Origin of the sequence: Pseudoalteromonas sp. Of7M-16, from assembly GCF_022347805.1 — a bacterium.
Taxonomy (GTDB): Bacteria; Pseudomonadota; Gammaproteobacteria; order Enterobacterales; family Alteromonadaceae; genus Pseudoalteromonas; species Pseudoalteromonas luteoviolacea_F.
In genome coordinates, this window is sequence record NZ_JAKRFY010000002.1 from 57,228 (window position 1) to 78,946 (window position 21,719).

Here is a 21,719-nt window from a genome sequence, read left to right on the forward strand (position 1 = left end):
AGACCCCTGCAAGCGTTGTCTTAACATTGAGATGACGTTTGCCCTCTCCCGCCAAATTTGCCTATTCAAAGACGTTTAATGTTAAACTAGAGCCAATCCTAGTTGTTTCGAGTATTTAAGATTGGATAAGAACACCTACATCCCAGAAAACTTTATCGAAGACGTTAAAAGCTACCTACCAACACATCTGAATTTAGATGATTTTATTGCATACTGCCAAAAGCCATTGAGATTATCAGTGCGCGTAAACACACTAAAAATGTCTGTCGAAGCATTTGAACTCGAAGCAAAAAATCTCGGTTGGCAGATAACCCCTGTTCCTTGGTGTCCAGAAGGGTTTTGGGTAGTACGCAGCGAAGAAGAACAAGCGGCTCTGCCAATAGGCAACACTGCATTGCATTTAAGCGGGTGTATTTACGTTCAAGAAGCCAGTTCAATGTTACCGCCGTTAGCACTGCGAGAAGAATTAATAAACATGGACACTGATCACTATGCGGTGTTGGATATGGCTGCTGCTCCGGGCTCCAAGACGTCTCAGCTGAGTGCGCTCATGAACAATCAAGGCTTGCTTGTCGCCAATGAGTTTTCATCGTCACGGTTGAAGGTATTAGCTGCAAATATGAAGCGAATGGGTATAGCTAACTGCGCCTTATCTCATTTTGATGGCCAAATATTTGGCGACTACATGTATGAGTGTTTTGATCATATTCAGTTAGATGCCCCCTGCTCTGGTGAAGGTACCGTCAGAAAGGACGCCAACGCACTTAAAAACTGGTCTATAGAATCAAACATTGACATAGCCGATGTGCAAAAAAGTCTTATTAGAAGTGCATTCCTCGCATTAAAACCTGGAGGCACACTGATTTACTCTACTTGTACATTGACACCGCTCGAAAACCAACAAGTCTGTAAATATCTGCTGGAAGAATTTAACGATGCGGTGGAAATCATACCTTTAGATGACCTATTCGAAAATGCAGACAAGGCCACAACCAGTGAGGGTTATTTGCATGTCTGGCCACAGATATTCGACAGCGAAGGGTTTTTCATTGCCAAGTTTAAAAAACGAAATTCGGTCGAACATCACAAGCAAAAAGAGAAAAAAGGTTCTTTTCCATTCGAACCCTTTTCAACAAAAGCACAGCAAGCTTTCACTAGCTATTTAAAAAAACAGTTTAAAGTTGAACAACTGCCTGGCGTGCTTATGCAAAGAGACAAAGAACTTTGGTTGTTCCCAAGTAAACTTTTAGATGTTCAAAATAAAATTAAATATGCACGTTTAGGTGTAAAAATCGGCACAATCCATAAAAATGGAGTGCGTTTGGAACATGAATTGGCGACGGCATTTGGCCACTTGGCTGTCACCAATGTCTATGCACTCAGCGATCAGCAAGCAGCTGATTATTTTCAAGGGAAAGACGTCCGATTAGAAAAACCGACTAACGAAACTGGTGAAGTCATTTTAACGCTTTGTAATGCGCCTGTAGGGTTGGGTAAATGGCAAAAGGCAAAGATTAAAAACAACCTACCGAGAGACTTAATTGCTCAAGGCCAGTTGATAACTTGGGTATAACCTGATTAGAACTTTTTGACAACTTTAAGATTATTAATTCATATAGATGTAACGCACTGTTTTATCTATGTTTTAAAAATGTCACTCTGTTTGTAACTTTTGTGGAGCGTTAACTACACTTAAAGAACTTTCTACTTCTCCCTTATGTAATAGAAGGTGTTTAAGTTAGCGCACGGCTCCATATGAGCCTTCCCCTACGCCCAGATTCACACATTACTGGGCGTTTTTTTATGCCTAAATTCTCAATAGCAGCCAAGAACCCATCACTTTGTTCGTCATTAAGCACTTCATATACACCACCTGTGTATTTTGCACTTGAATATTCAATGTTTTAACAATATTATTTATATACAAAATATAACGATACATATATGCAATGGGTATAGTAAAAATATCAGAAGAACTTCATGAAGAAATCCGCTTGGCCAGTCAAGTTATGTCTCGGTCCATCAATTCACAAGCCGAGTTTTGGATGAAAATGGGCCGACTAGCGGAGCAAAATCCCGATAAGCCATTTGCAGAACTTATACAAATTGAACTGGAACAAGTGAAAAAGAAGCAGCATGAAATCAGTCACGATTAAGGATCAAAATCAAATTGAAAAAATGAGGCGATCTGGACAGATGCTCGCTTCAGTATTTAAAGCGCTTGATGACTTTATTCGTCCAGGTATCACCACTATGGAAGTCAATGACTTTGTCGAGGCCTATATCACTCAAGAGCTTGGCGCCATTGCCTCAACTAAAGGTCAATACGGCTATCCGTATGCCATCAATACTTCCGTAAATGAGGTTGTGTGTCATGGTATGCCAAAAGCCAGTCAAAAAATAAAGTCTACTGATATCATTAATATAGATATCACACTCAAGCATGATGGCTACCTCGCTGATTCGAGTAAAATGTATCTGATGAGCGATGCACAAGGTGTTGCAAAAAAATTAGCTAAAGTCACTTATGAAGCAATGTGGCAAGGGATCAAACAAGTTAAACCTGGCGTACGGCTGGGAGATATTGGCCATGCAATTCAAATTTACGCTGAACGACACGGATATAGCATTGTTAGAGAGTTTTGCGGTCACGGTATCGGCAGCGAAATGCACGAAGGTCCAGACGTGCTCCATTTTGGTAAACAAGGTAGCGGGCTGACTTTGCAAGCAGGGATGACATTTACGATAGAGCCGATGGTCAATCAAGGGCAGCACAAAGTCAAAACACTTAAAGATGGGTGGACTGTTGTTACACGAGACCGCAAACTTTCAGCGCAGTGGGAACACACTATATTAGTTACTGAAACAGGCTACGAAGTACTTACATTGAGAGAAGAAGAGCAATTACCACAGCACTAGTAATTGCCCGTCTAAATTATTGGCTATAGCGCTTATCTGCCGCTTTAAGAACCCTGTAAAAATATGCTGATACCAGTATTGCGACAGGGTTAATACCGATAGCCCATGGTTGCTGAAATTGAAAGATACTAAACTGAAAAATGCTGCCCAACATCGGCACCACATTTAGTCCAGTTTGACTTGATACAAAGATATTTAGAAATGCGCCATTGGTCAGTTGATAGCCAATAAATGGAGACATAAACAAAGGTATTTGAATTGCCCAAAATATCAAATTGTCTTTGATCACGCCAACCGTCGACTTTTCAAATAACCTCACCGCAGCCACGATCCCCAATACATAAATCACGAAAAAAAAGGCATAAATTCCATATGTGAATAATCCAGAAATATTTGGTAGGGTGGATAACATATGGGTGATCCCTAAAAAAGCGCCCCCGATAGTCAATACCGATGTCACCCTTTTAAACCATTGGTTAAGCTCAATAACCTGATCGTTTGGTATAGAAACAAAAGATTTCTTTTGAATCGGTTTTTCATAGGTGCTATCGAGCTCTTGTTCTATCGGTTGTGGAGACTGTGCCTGTCTACGCTCCAGTTCATCACAAATTTCTTGATACTTTTCAGGGAACGCTTCCCTATCGATATCGGCACACACTTGCTGTAACTCTTGCAGTGAATACTCAGAGTAACCTCTCATCCTAAAACCTCATATACCTTAGTTTAATGCCACTGCGAAAAAACATCGTGGTGTTCAAACTTGTGAGTCTAAGGCCGGTAAATTACTAAATCAATGGAAGTGTTATAACTTCCCTCTCTAATTAAAATTGAGGTCACAGTGGGAGCTACCACTATAGTTTATTAAATTATAAAAATTCGCAATCACACGGGCTGATTTACTTTAAATCAGCCCTAAATAAAAGGTTTGTTAGGCTAACTTCCTAAAACTATGTAATGCTATTTGAGACAACACAAATAATGTCAATGTGAACATTAAACCAAATAACATTATAGGCTCATAACCCTCTGAAATTGTTGATATAACTCTAGCGGAGAAGTTAAAGAAAAAGTACAAAGATGCAGGTAATATCAACAGCCACTCTTTTTTAAATAGTCCAATTGCGGTAATAACCGCCAAACTCAGTGTAGGTGCACCAAGTGTACGCAAATTGGTAAAACCATAATTAGTCACTGCATTAAAACCACTTGGTTCGTTAATTACAGAGGGAAATAAGATAGCAGTCAATGCCGCAGAGCCCAGCACGAGAACAAAAATTGCGGATAGAAATTGTGCTAATTTGATCATAAAATATATGCCTGTATTTCGTTTAATGATTAGCAGACATATTAGTGAATTCAATTTCAGCCAACTTGCACTATTGAGTTAAAGATTTGCACTTTTCAATCAACCTGTCGATTTTCTCAATTGTGACGGTGTCAATTGAAAGTGTTGCTTAAATACCCTAGAGAAGTAGCTCAGTTCTTCAAAGCCACACTCGAGTGCAACATCAGTCACGCTTCTATCAGTTGTTTTTATTAATAACGACGCCCTTTCTAATCGCTTGGCAACGAGGTATTTGTTGGCACTCATGCCATAGACTTGTTTAAATTTTCGATTAAATGTCGATGCACTCATATGGCATAAAAAAGCCAATTCCTCTACTTTCAGTGGCGAGAATAGATGTGTCTGTACAACTTCTTGCAACATAGGCTGGTTAGGCACAAATAACTCCGCCAACAGTGCAGGAATTTCACCGCTAGTCTCTATGCAAGCAAACAGTTCTAGCAACTCCTGAATTTTCAAACCGATCAAAGAGTCGGTCATCATGCTTGAGCATTCAATGTAGTGTTTTAGTGTGGTGAAGTAACTCTTGAGCAGCGTTGATTGCGAAACCAATACCCTTGGCACAACATCAAAAGCCTCTGGCTTTGCGCCGACGAATGCGAATGTTTCAAGGGGGTTATTTTGATACAGCTTCTGAATGTGCAGCTGGGTTAACCTGACACCAACAAACTCAACGTCACCACAGTGTCCATTATCTAACCATCGATTGATAAAGTTGTCAGCCTTCATGAGTAAGGTATCACCAGCTTTAAGTGACAGTGTCTTTCCTGCACAAATTAAAGATGACTGCCCTTTAAATATATGGATTAACCTCGCTTCATTTACTAACCCATCTTGATAGGTATAAGGGGCACTAAACTGTTTGATCCCCATGACCGTTTCACCTTGGTATTGGGCACCTTGAAATACTTGCTTACCAGTCGACGTCATATATCTAATTTCAATTTTAAAGGGTACTAGTTATTTTAAATCAGTTGCTTGTGTCTGTCCTGCTTTATTAAAATAGCCAATATTAAGTAGCTTTCGCAACTCAAGCCTAAGCTTTAGGCACTAAACATCGCTGTTTTCGATTTCATAACAAGTAATTTAGCGCACAACGCTTTTCAGGAAATGAGCAATTACAATCGGGATCTCGCAGTCAGAATTACATCACTGATTTGGCGTCGTGGGCTAAATACTTTCTCTTGCTACGTCAAATAAAATAGTACTCACAGCCGCTTTTAGGTCACTAGCAGGCAATAGAGTCTCAGGTAATAGTTTTGCTGAAATGGATTGAGTATATGAGTGCAATAGTGGGTCTAACTTACAAGGGCTGATCAAACCTTCTTTAATACCGCTAAACGTATCCATAAGCGGCTGTCTGTTTCTTTGTAACTCAAGGATCACATTCGTGCGGATTGGACTATTTTGGCAAAGGTGTTTTTTGCACGCGCGCAGTACAATGCTCATGAAAGCTGATATTTCTGCATTGCTATACGCTGGTTTATTTAATTGGGTACGCTTACCTTGTTGTTTAGCTGAGTCAGTCACACTTTTTTTAAAGCCCAAAGCTCTATCTCCGATCAGCTCCATTTCGTCACTTGTCAACATTTCATTCCCAAATCGCGCAAAGTACATCGCTCTTTCCGTTCTGTTTTTTGGGATAATTATGCGAATAATTCTTATTGTGTACATTACACTTTATTACACGAACTATTGAGAATTTAAATTTGTTGCTCCATATACAACAGGATACAATGACGCTTTTAATCGTTAGAGCCCGCTACCGTGCAATTTGAAGTTGAAGCCATAGGCCATATTGAATCTCCATATAAGCAAAAGTTTGCGATCCCAAGGCAACCTAGGTTAGTCCCTGAAGCAACCGCTAAGCTCATCTTTAGTGAATCATTTAACCGAGAAGAGTTTGTCCGTGGGATTGAAGAGTTTACTCATCTTTGGCTCTTGTTTAGATTCCATGAAACCGCAGATAAAGGTTACTCCGCCTTAGTTCGCCCGCCTAGATTAGGTGGTAATGAGCGTAAAGGCGTATTTGCCACACGTGCGACTTTTAGGCCTAACGGCATTGGTATGAGCGCAGTCAAGCTGGAAGGTGTCGAGTATAAAAATGGCCAATTGGCGCTATTGCTCTCTGGCATCGATTTGCTCGATGGCACGCCAATAGTGGATATAAAGCCTTACCTCCCCTATTCAGATGCATTGCAAGATGCCTCTGCCGGATTTGCCGATACGCGTCCAGAAACCGAAATGACGGTCTCTTATAGCGAGCAAGCTCAAGATTTCATCGAAAAACAGCGCCAATATCCGGAGCTAATGAACTTTATCAGCAACGTCTTAAAGCAAGACCCAAGGCCTGCTTATAAAAAGAAAAAACAACAAACACAGAGCTATGGTATGAGTCTGTACGAATTCAACATTCGCTGGCAAGTTGAAGATGAACATAACCATGTCATTGAAGTGAGCGCTGAGAATCCACAATCAGTCTAAAAACCACAAGATTAAATATCTTCACAGCGAAAATAACTCTTTTTTAGCACCTTAGGCACTGTTAAACTACGTGCCTAATTAAAAACACATAACATTGAACGGAACAAGCATGCGTACCAGTCAATATATTTTAGCGACTCTTAAAGAGACGCCTTCTGATGCCGAGGTGGTAAGCCACCAGCTAATGCTACGTGCGGGTATGATCCGCAAACTCGCTTCAGGCTTATACACTTGGTTGCCGTCAGGTTTAAAAGTACTTCGTAACGTAGAAACTATTGTACGCGAGGAAATGGAAAAAGCTGGCGCAATCGAAATGTTGATGCCTGTCATTCAGCCTGCTGATCTGTGGGAAGAGTCTGGCCGTTGGGAACAGTTTGGCCCAGAACTATTAAGAATTACAGATCGCCACAACCGTCCGTTTGCACTTGGTCCGACGCACGAAGAAGTGATCACTGACTTTGTACGTAAAGAAGTAAGCAGTTACAAGCAATTACCTTTAACGCTTTATCAAGTACAAACCAAAGTACGTGATGAAGTACGCCCTCGTTTTGGTGTCATGCGTGCACGTGAGTTCACCATGAAAGATGCATATTCTTTCCACCTTGACGACGCATGTCTTGCAAAGACTTATCAAGTAATGCATCAAGCATACTGTAATATCTTCGAGCGTTTAGGTTTAGATTATCGTCCAGTAATCGCAGATACAGGTTCAATCGGTGGTAGTGTGTCACACGAATTCCACGTACTTGCAGAATCAGGGGAAGATGCTATCGCATTTAGCACCGAGAGCGACTACGCGGCAAATATCGAAAAAGCAGAAGCTCTAGCCCCTGCTATTGAACGTGCAGCACCAAGCAAAGAGCTCAACACATTCGACACGCCAAACGCAAAAACAATTGCTGATCTTGCTGAGCAGCATGGTGTTAAAGCGCACAAAGGGGTTAAAACTCTTATCGTATACGGTGATGCCAATGAAGAAGGCGAGCGTGGTCTTGTTGCTTTAATCGTTCGTGGCGATCACGAATTAAACGAGCTAAAAGCTGAAAAGCTGCCGCTTGTTGACTCACCTCTTGAAATGGCGAAAGAAGAAGACATCGTTGCTGCCATTGGCGCAAAACCGGGCTCATTAGGACCTGTCGGCCTTGATATGCCAATTATTGTTGATCACAGTGCTGCTGTAATGTCTGATTTTGTGGCTGGTGCAAACAAAGATGGTGTTCACTATAGTGGCATCAACTGGGACCGCGATGTTGCTGACTTTACAACAGCAGATATCCGCAACGTTGTTGAAGGCGACCCTAGCCCATGTGGTCAAGGCACGCTAAATATCAAACGTGGTATTGAAGTAGGCCATATCTTCCAACTTGGTAGCAAGTACTCTGAAGCAATGAATGCGGGTGTACTAGGCGAAAGTGGTAAAAACCAAGTAATGACTATGGGTTGTTACGGTATTGGCGTATCACGCATCGTGGCAGCAGCCATTGAGCAAAATCATGATAAGTTTGGGATCAAGTGGCCACAAGCTCTTGCACCGTTTGATATTGCCATCGTACCAATGAACATGCATAAATCTCATCGTATTCCTGACATCGCTGAAAAATTCTATGCAGACCTAAAAGCAGCTGGCCTTGACGTATTATTTGATGATCGCAAAGAGCGTCCAGGTGTGATGTTCAACGATATGGAATTAGTCGGTGTACCATTTACCTTGGTAATTGGTGAGCGTAACCTTGATAACAATCAAGTTGAGCTGAAAAACCGTCGCACTGGTGAAAAAGTCATGCTAGACATTGATTCAGCAGTCGCTGAAATCACTAAGCTAATGGCATAACCAGCTAGCCTCATTTGAAAACGCGCCTATATGGCGCGTTTTTTGTTTTTGGCTTTGATGAAAATGTCATCATAGCGTCTCAATACTGATAAAAGTTTGTCATCTCGTGCCTTTAACGTAGACATTATTACGCTTGAGAGTAAACAAGATGGATCAAACCTACTACCCCAGCATATGGATTTCAGACGTACACCTTGGATACAAAGACTGCAAAGCAGACTATCTACTGGATTTTTTAAACTGCACCCGCTGTGATACCTTGTACTTAGTTGGTGATATAGTTGACCTTTGGTCTTTAAAAAGACAGTTTTACTGGCATCCAAGTCACTATCAAGTTTTAGAGTGTATCCAAAAAAAAGCCGAGTCAGGCACTCGCGTCATCTACATCCCAGGAAACCATGACGAAACGTTCCGCAACTATGTTGATATGACTTTGTTTAACGTTGAAGTACACCATACCTATGTACACACCACCTCTGCTGGCAAGCGGTTCTTATTACTGCATGGCGATGATTTTGATTCTGCGACACGTTACAACAGACTCATTAGTATCATTGGCGATCAAGCCTATGACTTTCTGCTTTTTCTAAATCGCTGGACTAATCGAGTACGCAAACTCTATGGTGGTCACTATTGGTCTTTGGCTTCTTGGTTGAAGAACCGCGTTCATAAAGCACGGGCCGCCATTGCTGCATTTGAGCAAGCCGCGGTTCATGAAGCGAAGAAACAAGGAATGGATGGGATCATTTGCGGTCACATTCATCAACCGCGTATCAATGTCACTGACGGCATAGTGTATTGCAATGACGGAGACTGGATAGAAAACTGCACCGCATTGGTAGAAAATGAACAGGGGCGCATCGAGCTTTTACACTGGTCCGATATACAAAAAGTGTTGAACGTTGTTGAGCTAGAAGCACAAAGCATAGACGGCGTTAAAGCCGCCTAATGCTTATCTAAACAACACAGACTCTTTGCTAAACCAGCGTACACAAAACGTTAGCAATGCACCTGCAAGCAGGGCTGATGCTACAAATATCAGCCCTACAGCGTTGTGATCAACAGTGCCTTTTATGATCTCTTTGATAGCCAATGACACATTGGTAATGGGGATCCAAGCTGTTGTGGTATTAAGCGACATGTTTGGCATCACAGACACCACTATGGGCACAAATACCAACATACTCAGCGGCCCCATATAGTTTTGTGCTTCTTTAAAAGTTCGTGCATAAATTGAAATGGCTAGTACCAAAGAGGAAAGCATTACAGCCACGGGCAATAAGAGTGCAAAAATCAATAAAAAGTCTGTGATTGTCACACTTGAGAAGGCGTCAATAATGGTATCAAGTATCCCTATTCCCCCTGCGATAGCAACCCAAATAGCCATACTCGAAACGGTAACCAAAGCACAGGATATCGAACTTGCTAAAATTGTTAAAAACTTACCAAGTACTAGCTGTGTACGGGTAACTGGTGTCAAAAGCAATGTCTCAAGGGTTCCCCGCTCTTTTTCACCAGCGCCAAGATCAATAGCTGGGTAACTTGCTCCCATTAGCACTAATGGAATAAGCATATAGGGGATCAGCGCACCTAACTTTTCACCATAGTTTTCACGCTTATCCGCCGTATCGACCTTAGTAATGGTGATCGGTTTTAATATTGCTAGGTGCTCTTTTTGGGGAGCACCTAAAGCTTCCAACCTTGTACTTCGGATCTGCGATGCAAACTTATTAATGAGCTTTTCGAGACGCTTGTATACAAAATTGATGGACTGCGCATCATTAAACACCACATGCCAACTGACTTGTTGATGCTTGCCTGCTACCTGTTCGTCATAATTTTCAGGGATCTCAATACCAACATCTATTTTCCCTGCTTTAACTGCACTTTTTAACGCATCAATCGTTTCAAACTTCTCATTACCTTTATACGGTTTAAAACTTTTGTGATAAAACAGCATTTGCTCGAAATCCGGGGATAAAGAGGCGTTGGCAAGATAATAGGTGTGTACCTTTTGCTCCGCTTCAATGGTTGTTTTAGACGCCAAAAAACCAAGTAACGCAAACAGGATGGGAAAGATCACTATCGGTAATGCAATGACAAAAAATAAGGTTTTACGGTCGCGCAACAGCTCTTTAACTTCTTTTAAGAATACTTCAAACATGCATAGTTCCCTGCTTGACTATATTCATGAATGCGTCGTTTAGCTCACCACTTTGTCCCACTTCTTTAAACGCTTCGATACTACCACAAAAGCGACTTGTGCCGCGGTCAATTAAACAAACACTGTCACACAGCAAAGCCACTTCATCCAAATGATGGGTTGAAAAAACCACCGGGGTGTTGTCAGCTTTTAAGTCGCGGATGAATTCGATGATGTTTTGCTTGGTCATTATATCCAACCCCGTTGTTGGCTCATCCAACACGACGACATCTGGTTGATGTACCACCGCTCGGGCAATATTGGTTTTTTGTTTCATACCTGTCGACAAATGCTCGGCGCGCTTGTCCAGAAAATCGCCCATTGATAGCCGCGTAAACAGCTCATCACATCGTGATTTCAGAGCGCTGCCTTTTAACCCATGTAATTTGGCAAAATATTCAACATTTTCTCGTGCGGTAAGGCGGCCATAAAGTCCTGTAGTACCAGATAAAAAGCCTATTGCTTTGCGGCCTTTAAGCGGATTTTTGACAATATTGTGGCCAGATATTTCAATGCTGCCCGCATCTGGTTTAAGCGCAGTGGATAGCATCCGCAGTGTCGTGGTTTTACCTGCGCCATTGGGACCTAACAGCCCCAAAACTTCTCCACGACCACAACTAAAGGACACATTTTCAACTGAGTGAAAAAAACCTTCGCGCTGTCTTGAGTCGCCGCTACTTGTTGTATTTAACTGTTCTTTGGCAAGTTTAAAGCGCTTTTTCAGTCCGTTTACTACTATCACTTACCTTCCTTCTCTTTGGTCTAAAATAGCTTTCATCGGCATAAAATGCCTCATCCTGCACACCATAATGCCAATTTGGGATACCAAGTAAAGGAATTGGTGACATCTGTTTATTATCATCCAACACTTTATGTACAGTGATCAACTCGACTAAGCGTTCATCCAAATGCGTGTATTGTTCCACCAAAGGTAATTCATAAAAGCCATCTTCAACTTGAACACACAATAGTTTACCCGTCAGTCCTATAAACGGGTTTGTTAACATTTCATAGTTCGCATGTCCAAATACAAATGGACACACATTTTTGTGCCAATGAGCTTTTCGCTCGAAGAATGATTCGTGCCACAAGTGCGCGCGCAAATCGTCTTGCCACTGTGTTTCTCGCACTGCCAACACTAAACCGCACTCGTCAAATAAGGTTAACGCATTGCGCTTACGACTGCGCTCTTTTAACCCATGTAATTGGATCTCTTCCATATGTAAGCGATTTAATAGACTTTTCGTTTTTGGAAACAAGCACCAAATCATAGCCCCAAAGAAATCATGCCAATTGTTCTCTCGAGTAGGAACTTGACCAGTTTGCGCAATGATCTCCTCGTAGTAACGAGTCTCTCCTTCAAGCTTACTGTTTTCTGTAAAAACAATGTGTTTACCCTGCGCATTGAGTTGATTGGTTTGTTGGTTTAACCATTCAAAGCTTGGCCAGGTGTCAAATGCCTTTAAATTGAAGATTGCTTGTAAATGCGCAAATGGGGGTTGTGCCAGCAAATGACTTTGCCAGTTTTCAGGAGGAGTGAACTTTTTCATGCTAGCCGTGTGTACAAACTTCGCCAAAACTAAATCATGGCGCTTATTTTACCCTATCCCTGCTGAGGCGCAAAAATATAAATACCCTATGTGCACTTTTCCATCGCTCCGATGTGATACATCGGCTAAAGTCGAATTTACTTCGCAGTTATGGTATTAATGTGCCCGGAAGTAATCTCATAAAAAAGAAAGGTCATGAAACTAAAATTAACACTGAGTGCTTTGTCGCTTGCCATTTTAGCAGGCTGTGCAACGACTAAAAGCAACACACCTGAAGACATTGCGACTGCATACAACAGTATTAATGCAGAGCAATTAGGTGAACACATAAAAACGCTTGCCTCTGATGAATTTGAAGGCCGTGCGCCATCAAGTAAAGGAGAGGAGCTAACGCTTGCTTATTTAACCCAACACTTTAAAGCGCTTGGCTATGAACCTGGCAATGGCAATAGCTTCTTACAAGAAGTGCCGCTGGTATCAATTGAAGCCGATCCAAACATGACGCTGAAAATTGGCGAGCGCAGCTATCCATACAAAAAAGGTATGGTCATGGGCACAAGCCGTATTAGCCCTGAGCAGTCTCTAAACAATTCAGAGCTAGTATTTGTTGGTTATGGTGTCAACGCACCTGAGTATGGCTGGAATGACTACGAAGGTTTAGATGTCAAAGGTAAAACAGTTGTGATGCTGGTAAACGATCCTGGTTACGCAACTAAAGACCCTAAAGTGTTTAACGGCAACACCATGACATATTATGGTCGCTGGACGTATAAATACGAAGAAGCGAGCCGTCAAGGTGCTGCTGGTGCAATCATCATCCATGAGACTGCCCCTGCTTCTTACCCTTGGGAAGTTGTTGAAAACTCTTGGAGTGGCGAACAGTTTGGCTTTCAAAAAGAGAACAACAACATGGACCGTGTTGCAGTTGAAGGCTGGATCAGCGTAGATGTTGCAAAAGAGCTATTTGCAGATGCTGGTCTGAACTTTGACGAAGCGAAAAAGAAAGCTGCACAAGGTGCTTATCATGTAGACATGGGAGACTTAACCGCTTCTGTCGATGTAAAAAGTACCATTAAAAAGTCTGTGTCATATAACTTCATCGCAACGCTACCTGGTGCAAAAAAATCAGATGAGCACATCATCTACTCGGCACACTGGGATCACTTAGGTGTCGATCCTAATCGTAAAGGCGACAAAATCTATAACGGTGCACATGACAACGCAACAGGTACTGGCGGCATCATTGAAGTGGCTGAAGCATTTGCTAAGCTACCGCAGCGCCCTGACCGCTCAATTACTTTCTTAGCGGTTACTGCCGAAGAACAGGGTCTACTTGGCTCTAAATTCTACGCGGAAACGCCGGTGATCCCAGCAAACCAAACCGTTGCGAACATCAACTTAGATGCGCTGAACCTTCTGGGTAAAGTAAAAGACATCAGCGTTGTAGGTCTTGGCAAGTCGTCATTAGATGGCGTTTTAAAGGAAGTTGCTGACGAGCAAAGCCGTTCGATCTCAAATGAGTCAAATCCATCTGCGGGGATTTACTACCGCTCAGATCACTTTGCATTTGCAAATATGGGTATCCCAGCAATGTATGCAGGTGGTGGTCACGAGCCGTTTGATGATGCAACTGCAAAATATAGAAAACGTATGAGCCTTGTATTACGTGGCTGTTACCACCAACCGTGTGATAGATACAGAAAAGAGTGGGATCTAAGTGGCGCAGTTCAAGATCTTCAACTATTTTTCAAAGCTGGTTATCTGATTTCACAAGAAGAAGCGTGGCCGACTTGGAGCGAAACATCCGAGTTCCAAAGAAAATAAATATAAATGATATTGATTTTCATTTAATTTAACACTAAAGTGCAACTGTTATTATGTTACCGGTTGCACTATATGCTCTCATATTCTCGTTCTTATCCGTTTAAAACGGCGTCTCAATTTGCCTATCTGGCAGCTAACAAGCGGTTGATACTCCCGCTATTATTGATTGCAACTTTGTTTTATTCCCCCGTTCGCGATATTGCTTTGGGTACACTTGCAGATGCCTTTTTTCAAGTCAGTGTGTTTGTTGCAGGTACTTTGGCTATTTACTACTACTTAGTTGAGAAACTCCCACAGCTGGAACTCAGTTATTTGAATCGCAAGTCCCCAGTACTAGAAGTCACAATGGCAGCTGTGCTTGGTGCTTTACCCGGGTGTGGCGGTGCCATTATCGTAGTTACGCAATTTACTAAAGGACAAGCCAGTTTTGCCTCTGTAGTTGCAGTCCTTACCGCAACCATGGGTGACGCCGCATTTTTATTACTGGCTAAAAAGCCCCTTGAAGGCATGGCGATTATTTTGCTTGGTGTAGCGGTAGGTACACTCAGTGGCCTAGCTGTCAATCTCTTCCACAAAGCCGATTACTGCCGCCCTGAGCCAAATAACAAACAGATAGAAGATTGTGAACCCCCTACTTTTGCAGTCCGAATGAGTGAGCCAGTTTGGAAGGTACTGCTATTCCCTTGCCTTGCCATCTCTTTGTTTATGGCTTTTAACCTAGACTTAGGGCAATTTGAGCAACCCGTTGAGCTACTCGGCGCTGGCATGGCTATTTTTGCCGTCTTAATTTGGGCGCTGTCATCTAAGGGCAAGACCTATAAACAAATTACCGCCGAAGAAGAAGAAGTGAAACCTCCTTCTCGGCTCGCAAAAATTCTACAAGATACGCATTTTGTAACCGCTTGGGTGGTGGCTAGTTTTATGATTTACGAACTGTCAGTAGCCTTATTTGGACTCGATCTGGCTGCGTGGTTTACAGAGTATGCCATCTATGCACCACTGATCGCCATTATGATTGGTCTGCTGCCCGGCTGTGGACCACAGATTGTAGTCACCAGTTTGTACATTCAAGGTGTATTACCCTTTAGCGCCTTAGCTGCTAATGCAGTGGCAAACGATGGCGACGCGCTCTTTCCAGCCATCGCATTGGCACCCAAAGCCGCGCTTTTAGCCACCGCATATTCAGCCATTCCGGCATTAATTGTCGGCTATGGTATCTACTATTGGAATTTGCCCTAACCTTTTTTCAATTAAGCATATAAACAACCAGAACCAAAAAGCGACCTCATGGTCGCTTTTTTATTTTTTAAACTTTAAGTCGTCAGGCTTACTTTTCTATCCAAGGTTTTACACTAACCAACTCTGTCATGACATTGAATCGGCTACTATCGTTTTCCCAGTCGTCTTGTACTTCAAAGCGACAAAAGTTCTGTTTACAACTGATGTGCTCACCAGACAAAACAACATCGTCTGAAAACTCCAATGTCACCCCTTTTTGATCCGGCAACATAAATGAAAGTAACTTGCCAACAAATACACCAGACAGGTCACTCAATAACGTTTCAAACTCACGATGTAATTGAAACACTTGTCTTTTAGTGAGCTGTTGACTGGTAAAGTGTGCTGATTCTATCTGAATTTTTATTTCGCAATATTCAGCCGTTTTGGGTTTCACGACTACCACGGCTTTATCTTTATCAAGTTTGTCATCTATTGGCAATAACAGCTGAGCACCTTTGGTATACTGTAACGGCAATGATGTTTGCTCTGTCACAATTTTACCTTCAGCTATATCACACGGTCGCTTATTTTGACCTTCTACCAGATAAAAATTAACTCGAGCAAATTCAAACTCGCCTTTTTCAACCACCTTTAAGCGATCGTAAAATCCTTCGTAAGAAGCCACAAACTCTTCAGCTAAACAACCAAAACTGCTTGATAACAGCAGCATTGGTAGAATCTTATTCTTCATCAAAATAAGCCTTGTTATGTCTGATCATATCATTGAGTTCTTCAATGTAATCAATGCCTCGCTCTGAGTATGACATTAAACCCGGCGTTAAAGCGGTGGCTGTAATTTCTTGTTTATCGGCTCTTAGCTGCGCGCGTACGGCTCTTAGCTCACGATAAGCATCATGGGTGTTTATATTTCTAAAATACGAGGTCACCGACGCCCGAACTGATTTAAATGCAGCAACCTCATGGGCAGCTTCATCCGCTCGACGTTTTGGGACCATGCCGCAACCAGCGCGATAACACCACTGGCCAAAAAAGTTTAAGCCAATGCGTGCAAATCGCGAGGTACCCCACGCAGATTCATTTGCCGCCTGCATTAACGCCAACTCTTTAGGAATAATGTCAACTCGTTCAAGGGCTAATTTTAAACTCTCGACGGTGATCTCTTGTTGATCTACCTTATAAAGTTTGAAGATATTCTCAACTCTTTGTATTTGCACATCGCTCAGAGACTCTTCAAATTGCAGCATCATAAGTGCAATTTCAATGCTAGCTCTTTGCTGTAAAATAACTTTATTTTCCGCCTCTACATGGGGCTTAATGAAGTCGAAAAAGCGCTTTTTCTTCGTAGCGATATCTTTTATTGAGCCAAAGTCTGGCAATTGAACATCGTGTAAAGGTTGCTCTGGTAAAATGACTTCCGGGGTCTCAATAATAATTTCTGGAACTTCTACAGGCTCAGGTTGCTCTGGCGGCTCAGTTATAAATGGATACATAATTGCGAATAAACAAACAGCAATTAGTACAATCTTAATCAAATTAGAACGCATGATTCTCCTCTCACTAGTACCTACCAAACGAGCTGTCTGAATTTCCTTTGTCAGATATTGACTCGTCGTACTTAGTTCATCTCATAAAACGGCGGCTGATTATAGCAACAATCACCGTTAAACGCGAATTTATGCCAATCCATCGCTAAAACACGCTTTTTTCCCATCTAGACCAAGTAATTACATTTTTAACTTTGCATCGCTATACTAAAACGAAGATGATGAATTTAGACGATAAACAGTCCCATAGAGTACTTTATGACCCAATCCGCATGGCAACAACGTTTGCTTAATCAAGTTAAGAATCGCCCCAATGATAACCGCTCAGCTTGGCAGGTTGATCGTTCAAGGATCATCCATGCTGCAGCTTTTAGACGCCTACAATCCAAAACGCAAATAATGAGTATAGGTGTCAACGACTTCTATCGGACTCGACTGACCCATTCATTAGAAGTATCGCAGATAGGCACAGGGTTATTACGCCATCTAAAGCTGCAAAACCCTGAGTTTGAACACTTTCCATCAGCTAGCCTAATCGAAACCATCTGCCTAGCTCATGACATAGGGCACCCTCCATTTGGCCACGGTGGTGAAATCGCCCTAAATTACCTGATGCGTGATCACGGCGGGTTTGAAGGAAATGCACAAACATTGCGGATCGTCACCAAGTTGGAACCCTATTCAAATGGCTATGGCATGAACCTGACCAGACGGACTTTGCTCGGGTTTATCAAATACCCGGCTTACATCTCAAAGCTGTTAATTAAGCCTCAAGTTACCAACCCCAGTGAACGTTTCATTTACACACAAAAGTGGTTCCCCGCAAAAGGGGTTTATGATTGCGATAAAGACGTTTTTGACTGGATACTCTCGCCTTTATCGAACAAGGATATAGATCTTTTCACAACGCACAGTCCCATCGATGAGTTTAAATCTAAAACAATTTATAAATCGCTGGATGCAGCCATTATGGAATACGCAGACGATATTGCCTATGCAGTTCATGATTTAGAAGACGCGATAGCGACAGGCACTTTGTCAGAGCGAGACTGGTATAACTATGCCATTCCTGCGTTTAAAGAAATCAGTTCACCTTGGTTGGAACAAAATCTTGCGAGCCTGACCCACAGGCTATTTTCTGATGACGAGCCACTTCGAAAAGACGCAATTGGAGAGTTGGTTAATATATTTATTGTCCACTGCACCTTGGTAAAACACGACGCAGACTTTGATGATCCATTGTTAGAAAACACCGTCAAGCTTAACGTCGAGTTTGAAGCCATTCTCAAAGTTCTTAAACAATTTGTATACCAGCGTCTTATTCGCGAACCGACCATGCAACAAATAGAATTCAGTGGACAGAATATGTTAATTGACCTGTTTGACGCATTTTCCAGTGACCCAATTCGCTTGCTGCCTTATACCGCACAATCACAGTACCAGAATGCCAATGGCGATATCGCAAAAATGCGGGTACTCGCAGACTATCTGTCAGGTATGACCGATGAATATGCGAGGCGATGTCACGCTAGATTGTTTGGCAATAGCATCACGCGGCTTTAGCAATTTACTCAGCATTTCGCCGATGCCCATTATCGGGATATAAATACATTGCACTTCTTGTTATAGCTGCTTTCAAATTGCGCAGCTAAACGGGAAGTGCAAAATCGCTGGTCACTAACAGTGCGTTGATTGTTTTATCTTTTAGAAGAAGTCGTATCTTTTGTAAACTCAGTATATCTAAGACAACTGAGTTTGAAACACACAGGTTAATAAGCACAAATCATCTTGTCGATTCAAGAACAATGTAAGATTATTCAAAAATATTTGAATTTTTTATTTGTTTTAAGTTAATAACTGATGCTATGGTGATTCTGAACTAATCAAAAAAACAAAGGATTAACATGAAACTAAAATTACAGAAAGGCAATCTAAAAAACTTATCTGGTGAGAAGCAATTACTCAATCATAAAGCAACCAAGCAAATCGCTGGCGGTTGGTCTTGGGAATGCAGAACTGATTGGGCGCGCTGTGAGCCATAAGCACTGTTAGTTCTAGGGTCATAGAAGATAACTGTGGCCCTAAATGTCCTGTACTCATACTGCCAACACCCTCCGCAACAAGCTAAACCACCTCAATAAAGTATGCCCGTTTTGCAAAAGCTATAAACAATCGCGTGAGTAATAATCGAATTATACAGAACTTTGAATACTGCTTTGAAGACCAACTAAAAAATGATGGACAGATAGAAAAGCTCAGGTCGACTCTACTAAACGTCATCCAATACAAATGAACAAAGTACAGCAGGTAAGGCATTAACTCATCAAAAACTAACGTATATTGAGTGGGTGATGTCTTGTCAGTACATCACCCTAGGACGAATATTACTTCAATTTTTCACCGACAATAGGATAGTGATCCCAGACATTCTTGTCAGCCAGAGAACGTACCAGTTTGACGTATTCTGCATGAGTCCAAGCGAGTGGAGTTGCCGAGTTTGTACCTTCACCTAACTGATAGCCAAATGGGTTGACGCCTACTCCATCCCAAACTTGTTCAGGCAACATCAGGCCTTCATTAGCAAAATGCTCCATACCGCGCACATAAGTGTGTTTAATACGCTGAACTTCTGCCTTGTCTAGTCCTTTGGCAGCGACTGCCGCCGCAATTTCATAGTGCCCTTTTTCGCCAGTAAAGAAAGGCCATACTCTGCCACGCTGACCAGATGTATTTTGGCCGCCTTCAGCATAGTTGGTCCCTTTGACTTCGTCTTCGCCGTAGCCATCATTACCATAACGTCGGTAGCCTGGGTACGTGTTTGGATCGCCTGGGAATGTGAAGCTGTATTTCACACGCAAGTTTTCAGGTAAAGTCTCATCTTCATACTCGGGCAGCGTGTTTATCACACTCGGCGCATCGGCATCTCTGACGCCATAGCGCACAAGCTCCAAGAAGCCCCCATCAATGATTTGACGTTTATCTAAACCAATGCGACCGTTGTTGTCACCTAGCTTAGTTGATGAATTTGGAAATTCGTCACGTGCGATACGGAAGAAATACTCACCATCCGCATCTTTACCCTGCAAGTTGCCCTCAGTAGTAAACATCAGCTTTTCGACTGTGTCATTATATTGTTTGGCTGTATCTAGGTATCTTTGCTGACCCGCTTTATCGCCTGCTAACTTCGCGATATCACTAGCCGTAACGAGACCCGCAATAATCGCAGCAGTAGTTGAAGGTGAATAACCATCTTGCTCTTCCCAGCGCTCTTGCTGCGTAGCAGGAGGTGTAATTTGTGTGTCATTCCACAAAATTTTGGCGAGACCACCATCTACTAAAAACTCTGCCGCCGGTTTAAGCATGCGCTCGTACCAGTAAACAAGTTTTTCATCGCTCAATACGCCCGCTTGCCATAGTTTCCAAGCAAGCATGATTGGCATCGCAGTTTGGTCAAGCTGGACACCGACCCACTCAAGTTCACCATCTACGTGTGTTTTTTGCAAAAACCACCCGGTGTCACCTTGGTTACCTGGCGTACCATCCATTACTTGCACTTTCTCAAGGTATTCAAAGGAAGTTAGCGCAGTATCAGGGTCGCCCATGGCCATAAATGCCATCGCAACTTGATAAAAGTCACGTACCCAGACGGCCTTATAACCAGTATGACCTTGCTCTGCCGCGACTGTATCCCCCCACGGATTAGACAGTGAAGCAATAAGTGCCCCTGCGTGGGTTTTATCTTCTTGGGCTTTTAAGACTAATGCACTGGCATTCAACAGCTTACCGCTATCAGTCGTATAGTTTGCAAGTCGTTGCATAGGCTCAAGGCTGGCTAAATAGTCTTCCCAACCGATGTGTTCACCTTGGCCATTATAGTGGGCAAGCACCTTATCATAACCTTTGTCTAGCGCAGCTGCGCCTTGTGCAAAGCTATCCGCTTGCGATTTACCAAAGCTTAAAGCAAGATCAAAGGTAGCCGTTCCCTTGACTTCACCAAGCTCGGCAAGCCAATTTACATTCCCCTTCGTTTTGCCAGTGCTTTGGTAAGTACGCGTCAATGCATGATTTTTCTTAAGATCATTCAAGTTGTCGCTGTGACCTGTGAAACCGACAGATGCCTGGCCAAAACCCGTACTGCTTTGCAGTGTTAAAAAGTTATCAGCTTCCCAAGCAACTAGCCCTTTATCGGTCACTGTAGCTGAATCATTCAGACCGTTGTTATTCACATAGGGATTTACATTTACATACGCTTTTACGCCGCTTAGATGTGTATCAACTTTTGCTCTTACAAATAAAGTCTGACCATCGGGGTCAGTGAAAATGTGTTTCTCTAACGTAAAACGACCTTGCTTGTCTTTGCTAACCACTTTATAGGCTAATGATAGCGGACGACCTTGTTCGTCTTTGTAAAGGTAATCAATAGACACATCTAATTCATCGCGCTCAGTAACGGTAAAGTCTCTACCTGTGACGATCAATTGCATATCGCGAATTTGCGCTTGGTGAATAAGGCCAAACATAGTTTCTGTGATCATACCTTTGGCAATTGAAAACCAAACTTTAGACACTTCACCCGTTTTTGCATCGTTTACATACTGGCCATTTTTATATGCTTCATAAGACGTACCGATGCCTGTTTTATCGGAATAAGTCCAATACGGCTTATCACCCGGGGCACCGGGTGCAGTCTCAATTTGCTGTGTATTGGTTGCGCTACCACAACCGATAAGGCCAGCGGCAATCAATGCCAACGACAAACATGACAATTTTTTCATTT

Annotated in this window: 20 protein-coding genes; 10 read left to right on the forward strand and 10 right to left on the reverse strand. The window is 42.4% G+C overall.

Annotation, left to right across the window (positions count from 1 at the left end):
• Positions 1 to 121: 121 nt before the first annotated feature.
• The 3 genes from rsmF to map all read left to right on the forward strand — a co-directional run bounded on the left by rsmF (position 122) and on the right by map (position 2,919).
• Positions 122 to 1,573 carry a 16S rRNA (cytosine(1407)-C(5))-methyltransferase RsmF gene (gene rsmF / locus MHN81_RS02265; protein ID WP_239424932.1) on the forward strand — a complete coding sequence of 484 codons (1,452 nt, stop codon included), beginning with the start codon at positions 122 to 124 and terminating at the stop codon, positions 1,571 to 1,573.
• Positions 1,574 to 1,949: 376 nt separating this feature from the next.
• The gene (locus MHN81_RS02270) at positions 1,950 to 2,156 is read left to right on the forward strand and encodes a ParD-like family protein (protein ID WP_023400445.1); all 207 of its coding nucleotides are present in this window, start codon (positions 1,950 to 1,952) and stop codon (positions 2,154 to 2,156) included.
• Positions 2,137 to 2,919, forward strand: coding sequence for a type I methionyl aminopeptidase (map, locus tag MHN81_RS02275; RefSeq protein WP_023400444.1), 783 nt, complete (start codon positions 2,137 to 2,139; stop codon positions 2,917 to 2,919). Before MHN81_RS02270 ends, map begins: the two co-directional genes overlap by 20 nt.
• Positions 2,920 to 2,935: 16 nt before the next feature.
• Here map and MHN81_RS02280 read toward each other — a convergent pair whose 3' ends face one another.
• The 4 genes from MHN81_RS02280 to MHN81_RS02295 form a co-directional block, all read right to left on the reverse strand.
• Positions 2,936 to 3,619, reverse strand: coding sequence for a hypothetical protein (locus tag MHN81_RS02280; RefSeq protein ID WP_239424933.1), 684 nt, complete (start codon positions 3,617 to 3,619; stop codon positions 2,936 to 2,938).
• 228 nt (positions 3,620 to 3,847) lie between these two features.
• Complete coding sequence (locus tag MHN81_RS02285) at positions 3,848 to 4,225, reverse strand: hypothetical protein (protein WP_023400442.1); 378 nt, start codon at positions 4,223 to 4,225, stop codon at positions 3,848 to 3,850.
• 99 nt (positions 4,226 to 4,324) lie between these two features.
• On the reverse strand, positions 4,325 to 5,194 hold the full coding sequence (locus tag MHN81_RS02290; RefSeq protein WP_239424934.1) for an AraC family transcriptional regulator: 870 nt from the start codon (positions 5,192 to 5,194) through the stop codon (positions 4,325 to 4,327).
• A 240-nt stretch (positions 5,195 to 5,434) separates the two neighbouring features.
• Positions 5,435 to 5,881, reverse strand: coding sequence for a hypothetical protein (locus MHN81_RS02295; RefSeq protein ID WP_023400440.1), 447 nt, complete (start codon positions 5,879 to 5,881; stop codon positions 5,435 to 5,437).
• A gap of 150 nt (positions 5,882 to 6,031) precedes the next feature.
• Here MHN81_RS02295 and tsaA point away from each other — a divergent pair, with 150 nt between their 5' ends.
• The 3 genes from tsaA (at position 6,032) to MHN81_RS02310 (ending at position 9,528) form a co-directional block, all read left to right on the forward strand.
• Positions 6,032 to 6,748 carry a tRNA (N6-threonylcarbamoyladenosine(37)-N6)-methyltransferase TrmO gene (tsaA, locus tag MHN81_RS02300; RefSeq protein ID WP_239424935.1) on the forward strand — a complete coding sequence of 239 codons (717 nt, stop codon included), beginning with the start codon at positions 6,032 to 6,034 and terminating at the stop codon, positions 6,746 to 6,748.
• A gap of 109 nt (positions 6,749 to 6,857) precedes the next feature.
• Positions 6,858 to 8,579 (forward strand): proline--tRNA ligase, encoded by a 1,722-nt coding sequence (locus tag MHN81_RS02305; protein WP_239424936.1) that lies wholly within the window; start codon positions 6,858 to 6,860, stop codon positions 8,577 to 8,579.
• Positions 8,580 to 8,727: 148 nt separating this feature from the next.
• Positions 8,728 to 9,528, forward strand: coding sequence for a UDP-2,3-diacylglucosamine diphosphatase (locus MHN81_RS02310; RefSeq protein ID WP_023400437.1), 801 nt, complete (start codon positions 8,728 to 8,730; stop codon positions 9,526 to 9,528).
• A gap of 3 nt (positions 9,529 to 9,531) precedes the next feature.
• Here MHN81_RS02310 and MHN81_RS02315 read toward each other — a convergent pair whose 3' ends face one another.
• From MHN81_RS02315 to MHN81_RS02325, 3 genes are read right to left on the reverse strand one after another with little or no spacing between them, the layout of a single operon-like run.
• A complete protein-coding gene (locus MHN81_RS02315; RefSeq protein WP_239424937.1) occupies positions 9,532 to 10,743 on the reverse strand; it encodes an ABC transporter permease in 1,212 nt (403 codons plus the stop codon).
• Positions 10,736 to 11,524: an ATP-binding cassette domain-containing protein gene (locus MHN81_RS02320; RefSeq protein WP_239424938.1), complete on the reverse strand. Its 789-nt coding sequence runs from the start codon at positions 11,522 to 11,524 to the stop codon at positions 10,736 to 10,738. Before MHN81_RS02320 ends, MHN81_RS02315 begins: the two co-directional genes overlap by 8 nt.
• Positions 11,490 to 12,332, reverse strand: a complete 843-nt coding sequence (locus MHN81_RS02325) for a DUF3025 domain-containing protein (RefSeq protein ID WP_239424939.1) — start codon at positions 12,330 to 12,332, stop codon at positions 11,490 to 11,492. Before MHN81_RS02325 ends, MHN81_RS02320 begins: the two co-directional genes overlap by 35 nt.
• Before the next feature lie 195 nt (positions 12,333 to 12,527).
• Here MHN81_RS02325 and MHN81_RS02330 point away from each other — a divergent pair, with 195 nt between their 5' ends.
• Together MHN81_RS02330 and MHN81_RS02335 are read left to right on the forward strand one after the other, a co-directional pair.
• The gene (locus MHN81_RS02330; protein WP_023400432.1) at positions 12,528 to 14,156 is read left to right on the forward strand and encodes a M28 family metallopeptidase; all 1,629 of its coding nucleotides are present in this window, start codon (positions 12,528 to 12,530) and stop codon (positions 14,154 to 14,156) included.
• Positions 14,157 to 14,228: 72 nt separating this feature from the next.
• A complete protein-coding gene (locus MHN81_RS02335; RefSeq protein WP_023400431.1) occupies positions 14,229 to 15,395 on the forward strand; it encodes a putative manganese transporter in 1,167 nt (388 codons plus the stop codon).
• A gap of 88 nt (positions 15,396 to 15,483) precedes the next feature.
• Here the strand turns inward: MHN81_RS02335 and MHN81_RS02340 are convergent, their stop codons facing one another.
• Both MHN81_RS02340 and MHN81_RS02345 read right to left on the reverse strand, forming a co-directional pair.
• Positions 15,484 to 16,128: a DUF2987 domain-containing protein gene (locus MHN81_RS02340; protein WP_023400430.1), complete on the reverse strand. Its 645-nt coding sequence runs from the start codon at positions 16,126 to 16,128 to the stop codon at positions 15,484 to 15,486.
• On the reverse strand, positions 16,118 to 16,942 hold the full coding sequence (locus tag MHN81_RS02345; RefSeq protein ID WP_023400429.1) for a glucosaminidase domain-containing protein: 825 nt from the start codon (positions 16,940 to 16,942) through the stop codon (positions 16,118 to 16,120). The genes MHN81_RS02340 and MHN81_RS02345 overlap by 11 nt, the downstream gene beginning before the upstream one ends.
• Positions 16,943 to 17,200: 258 nt before the next feature.
• Here MHN81_RS02345 and MHN81_RS02350 point away from each other — a divergent pair, with 258 nt between their 5' ends.
• Together MHN81_RS02350 and MHN81_RS02355 are read left to right on the forward strand one after the other, a co-directional pair.
• On the forward strand, positions 17,201 to 18,505 hold the full coding sequence (locus MHN81_RS02350) for an anti-phage deoxyguanosine triphosphatase (RefSeq protein ID WP_239424940.1): 1,305 nt from the start codon (positions 17,201 to 17,203) through the stop codon (positions 18,503 to 18,505).
• A gap of 341 nt (positions 18,506 to 18,846) precedes the next feature.
• A complete protein-coding gene (locus MHN81_RS02355) occupies positions 18,847 to 18,984 on the forward strand; it encodes a hypothetical protein (protein WP_023400427.1) in 138 nt (45 codons plus the stop codon).
• 342 nt (positions 18,985 to 19,326) lie between these two features.
• Here the strand turns inward: MHN81_RS02355 and MHN81_RS02360 are convergent, their stop codons facing one another.
• A complete protein-coding gene (locus MHN81_RS02360; protein WP_239424941.1) occupies positions 19,327 to 21,717 on the reverse strand; it encodes a glycoside hydrolase family 15 protein in 2,391 nt (796 codons plus the stop codon).
• Between the last annotated feature and the right edge of the window lie 2 nt (positions 21,718 to 21,719).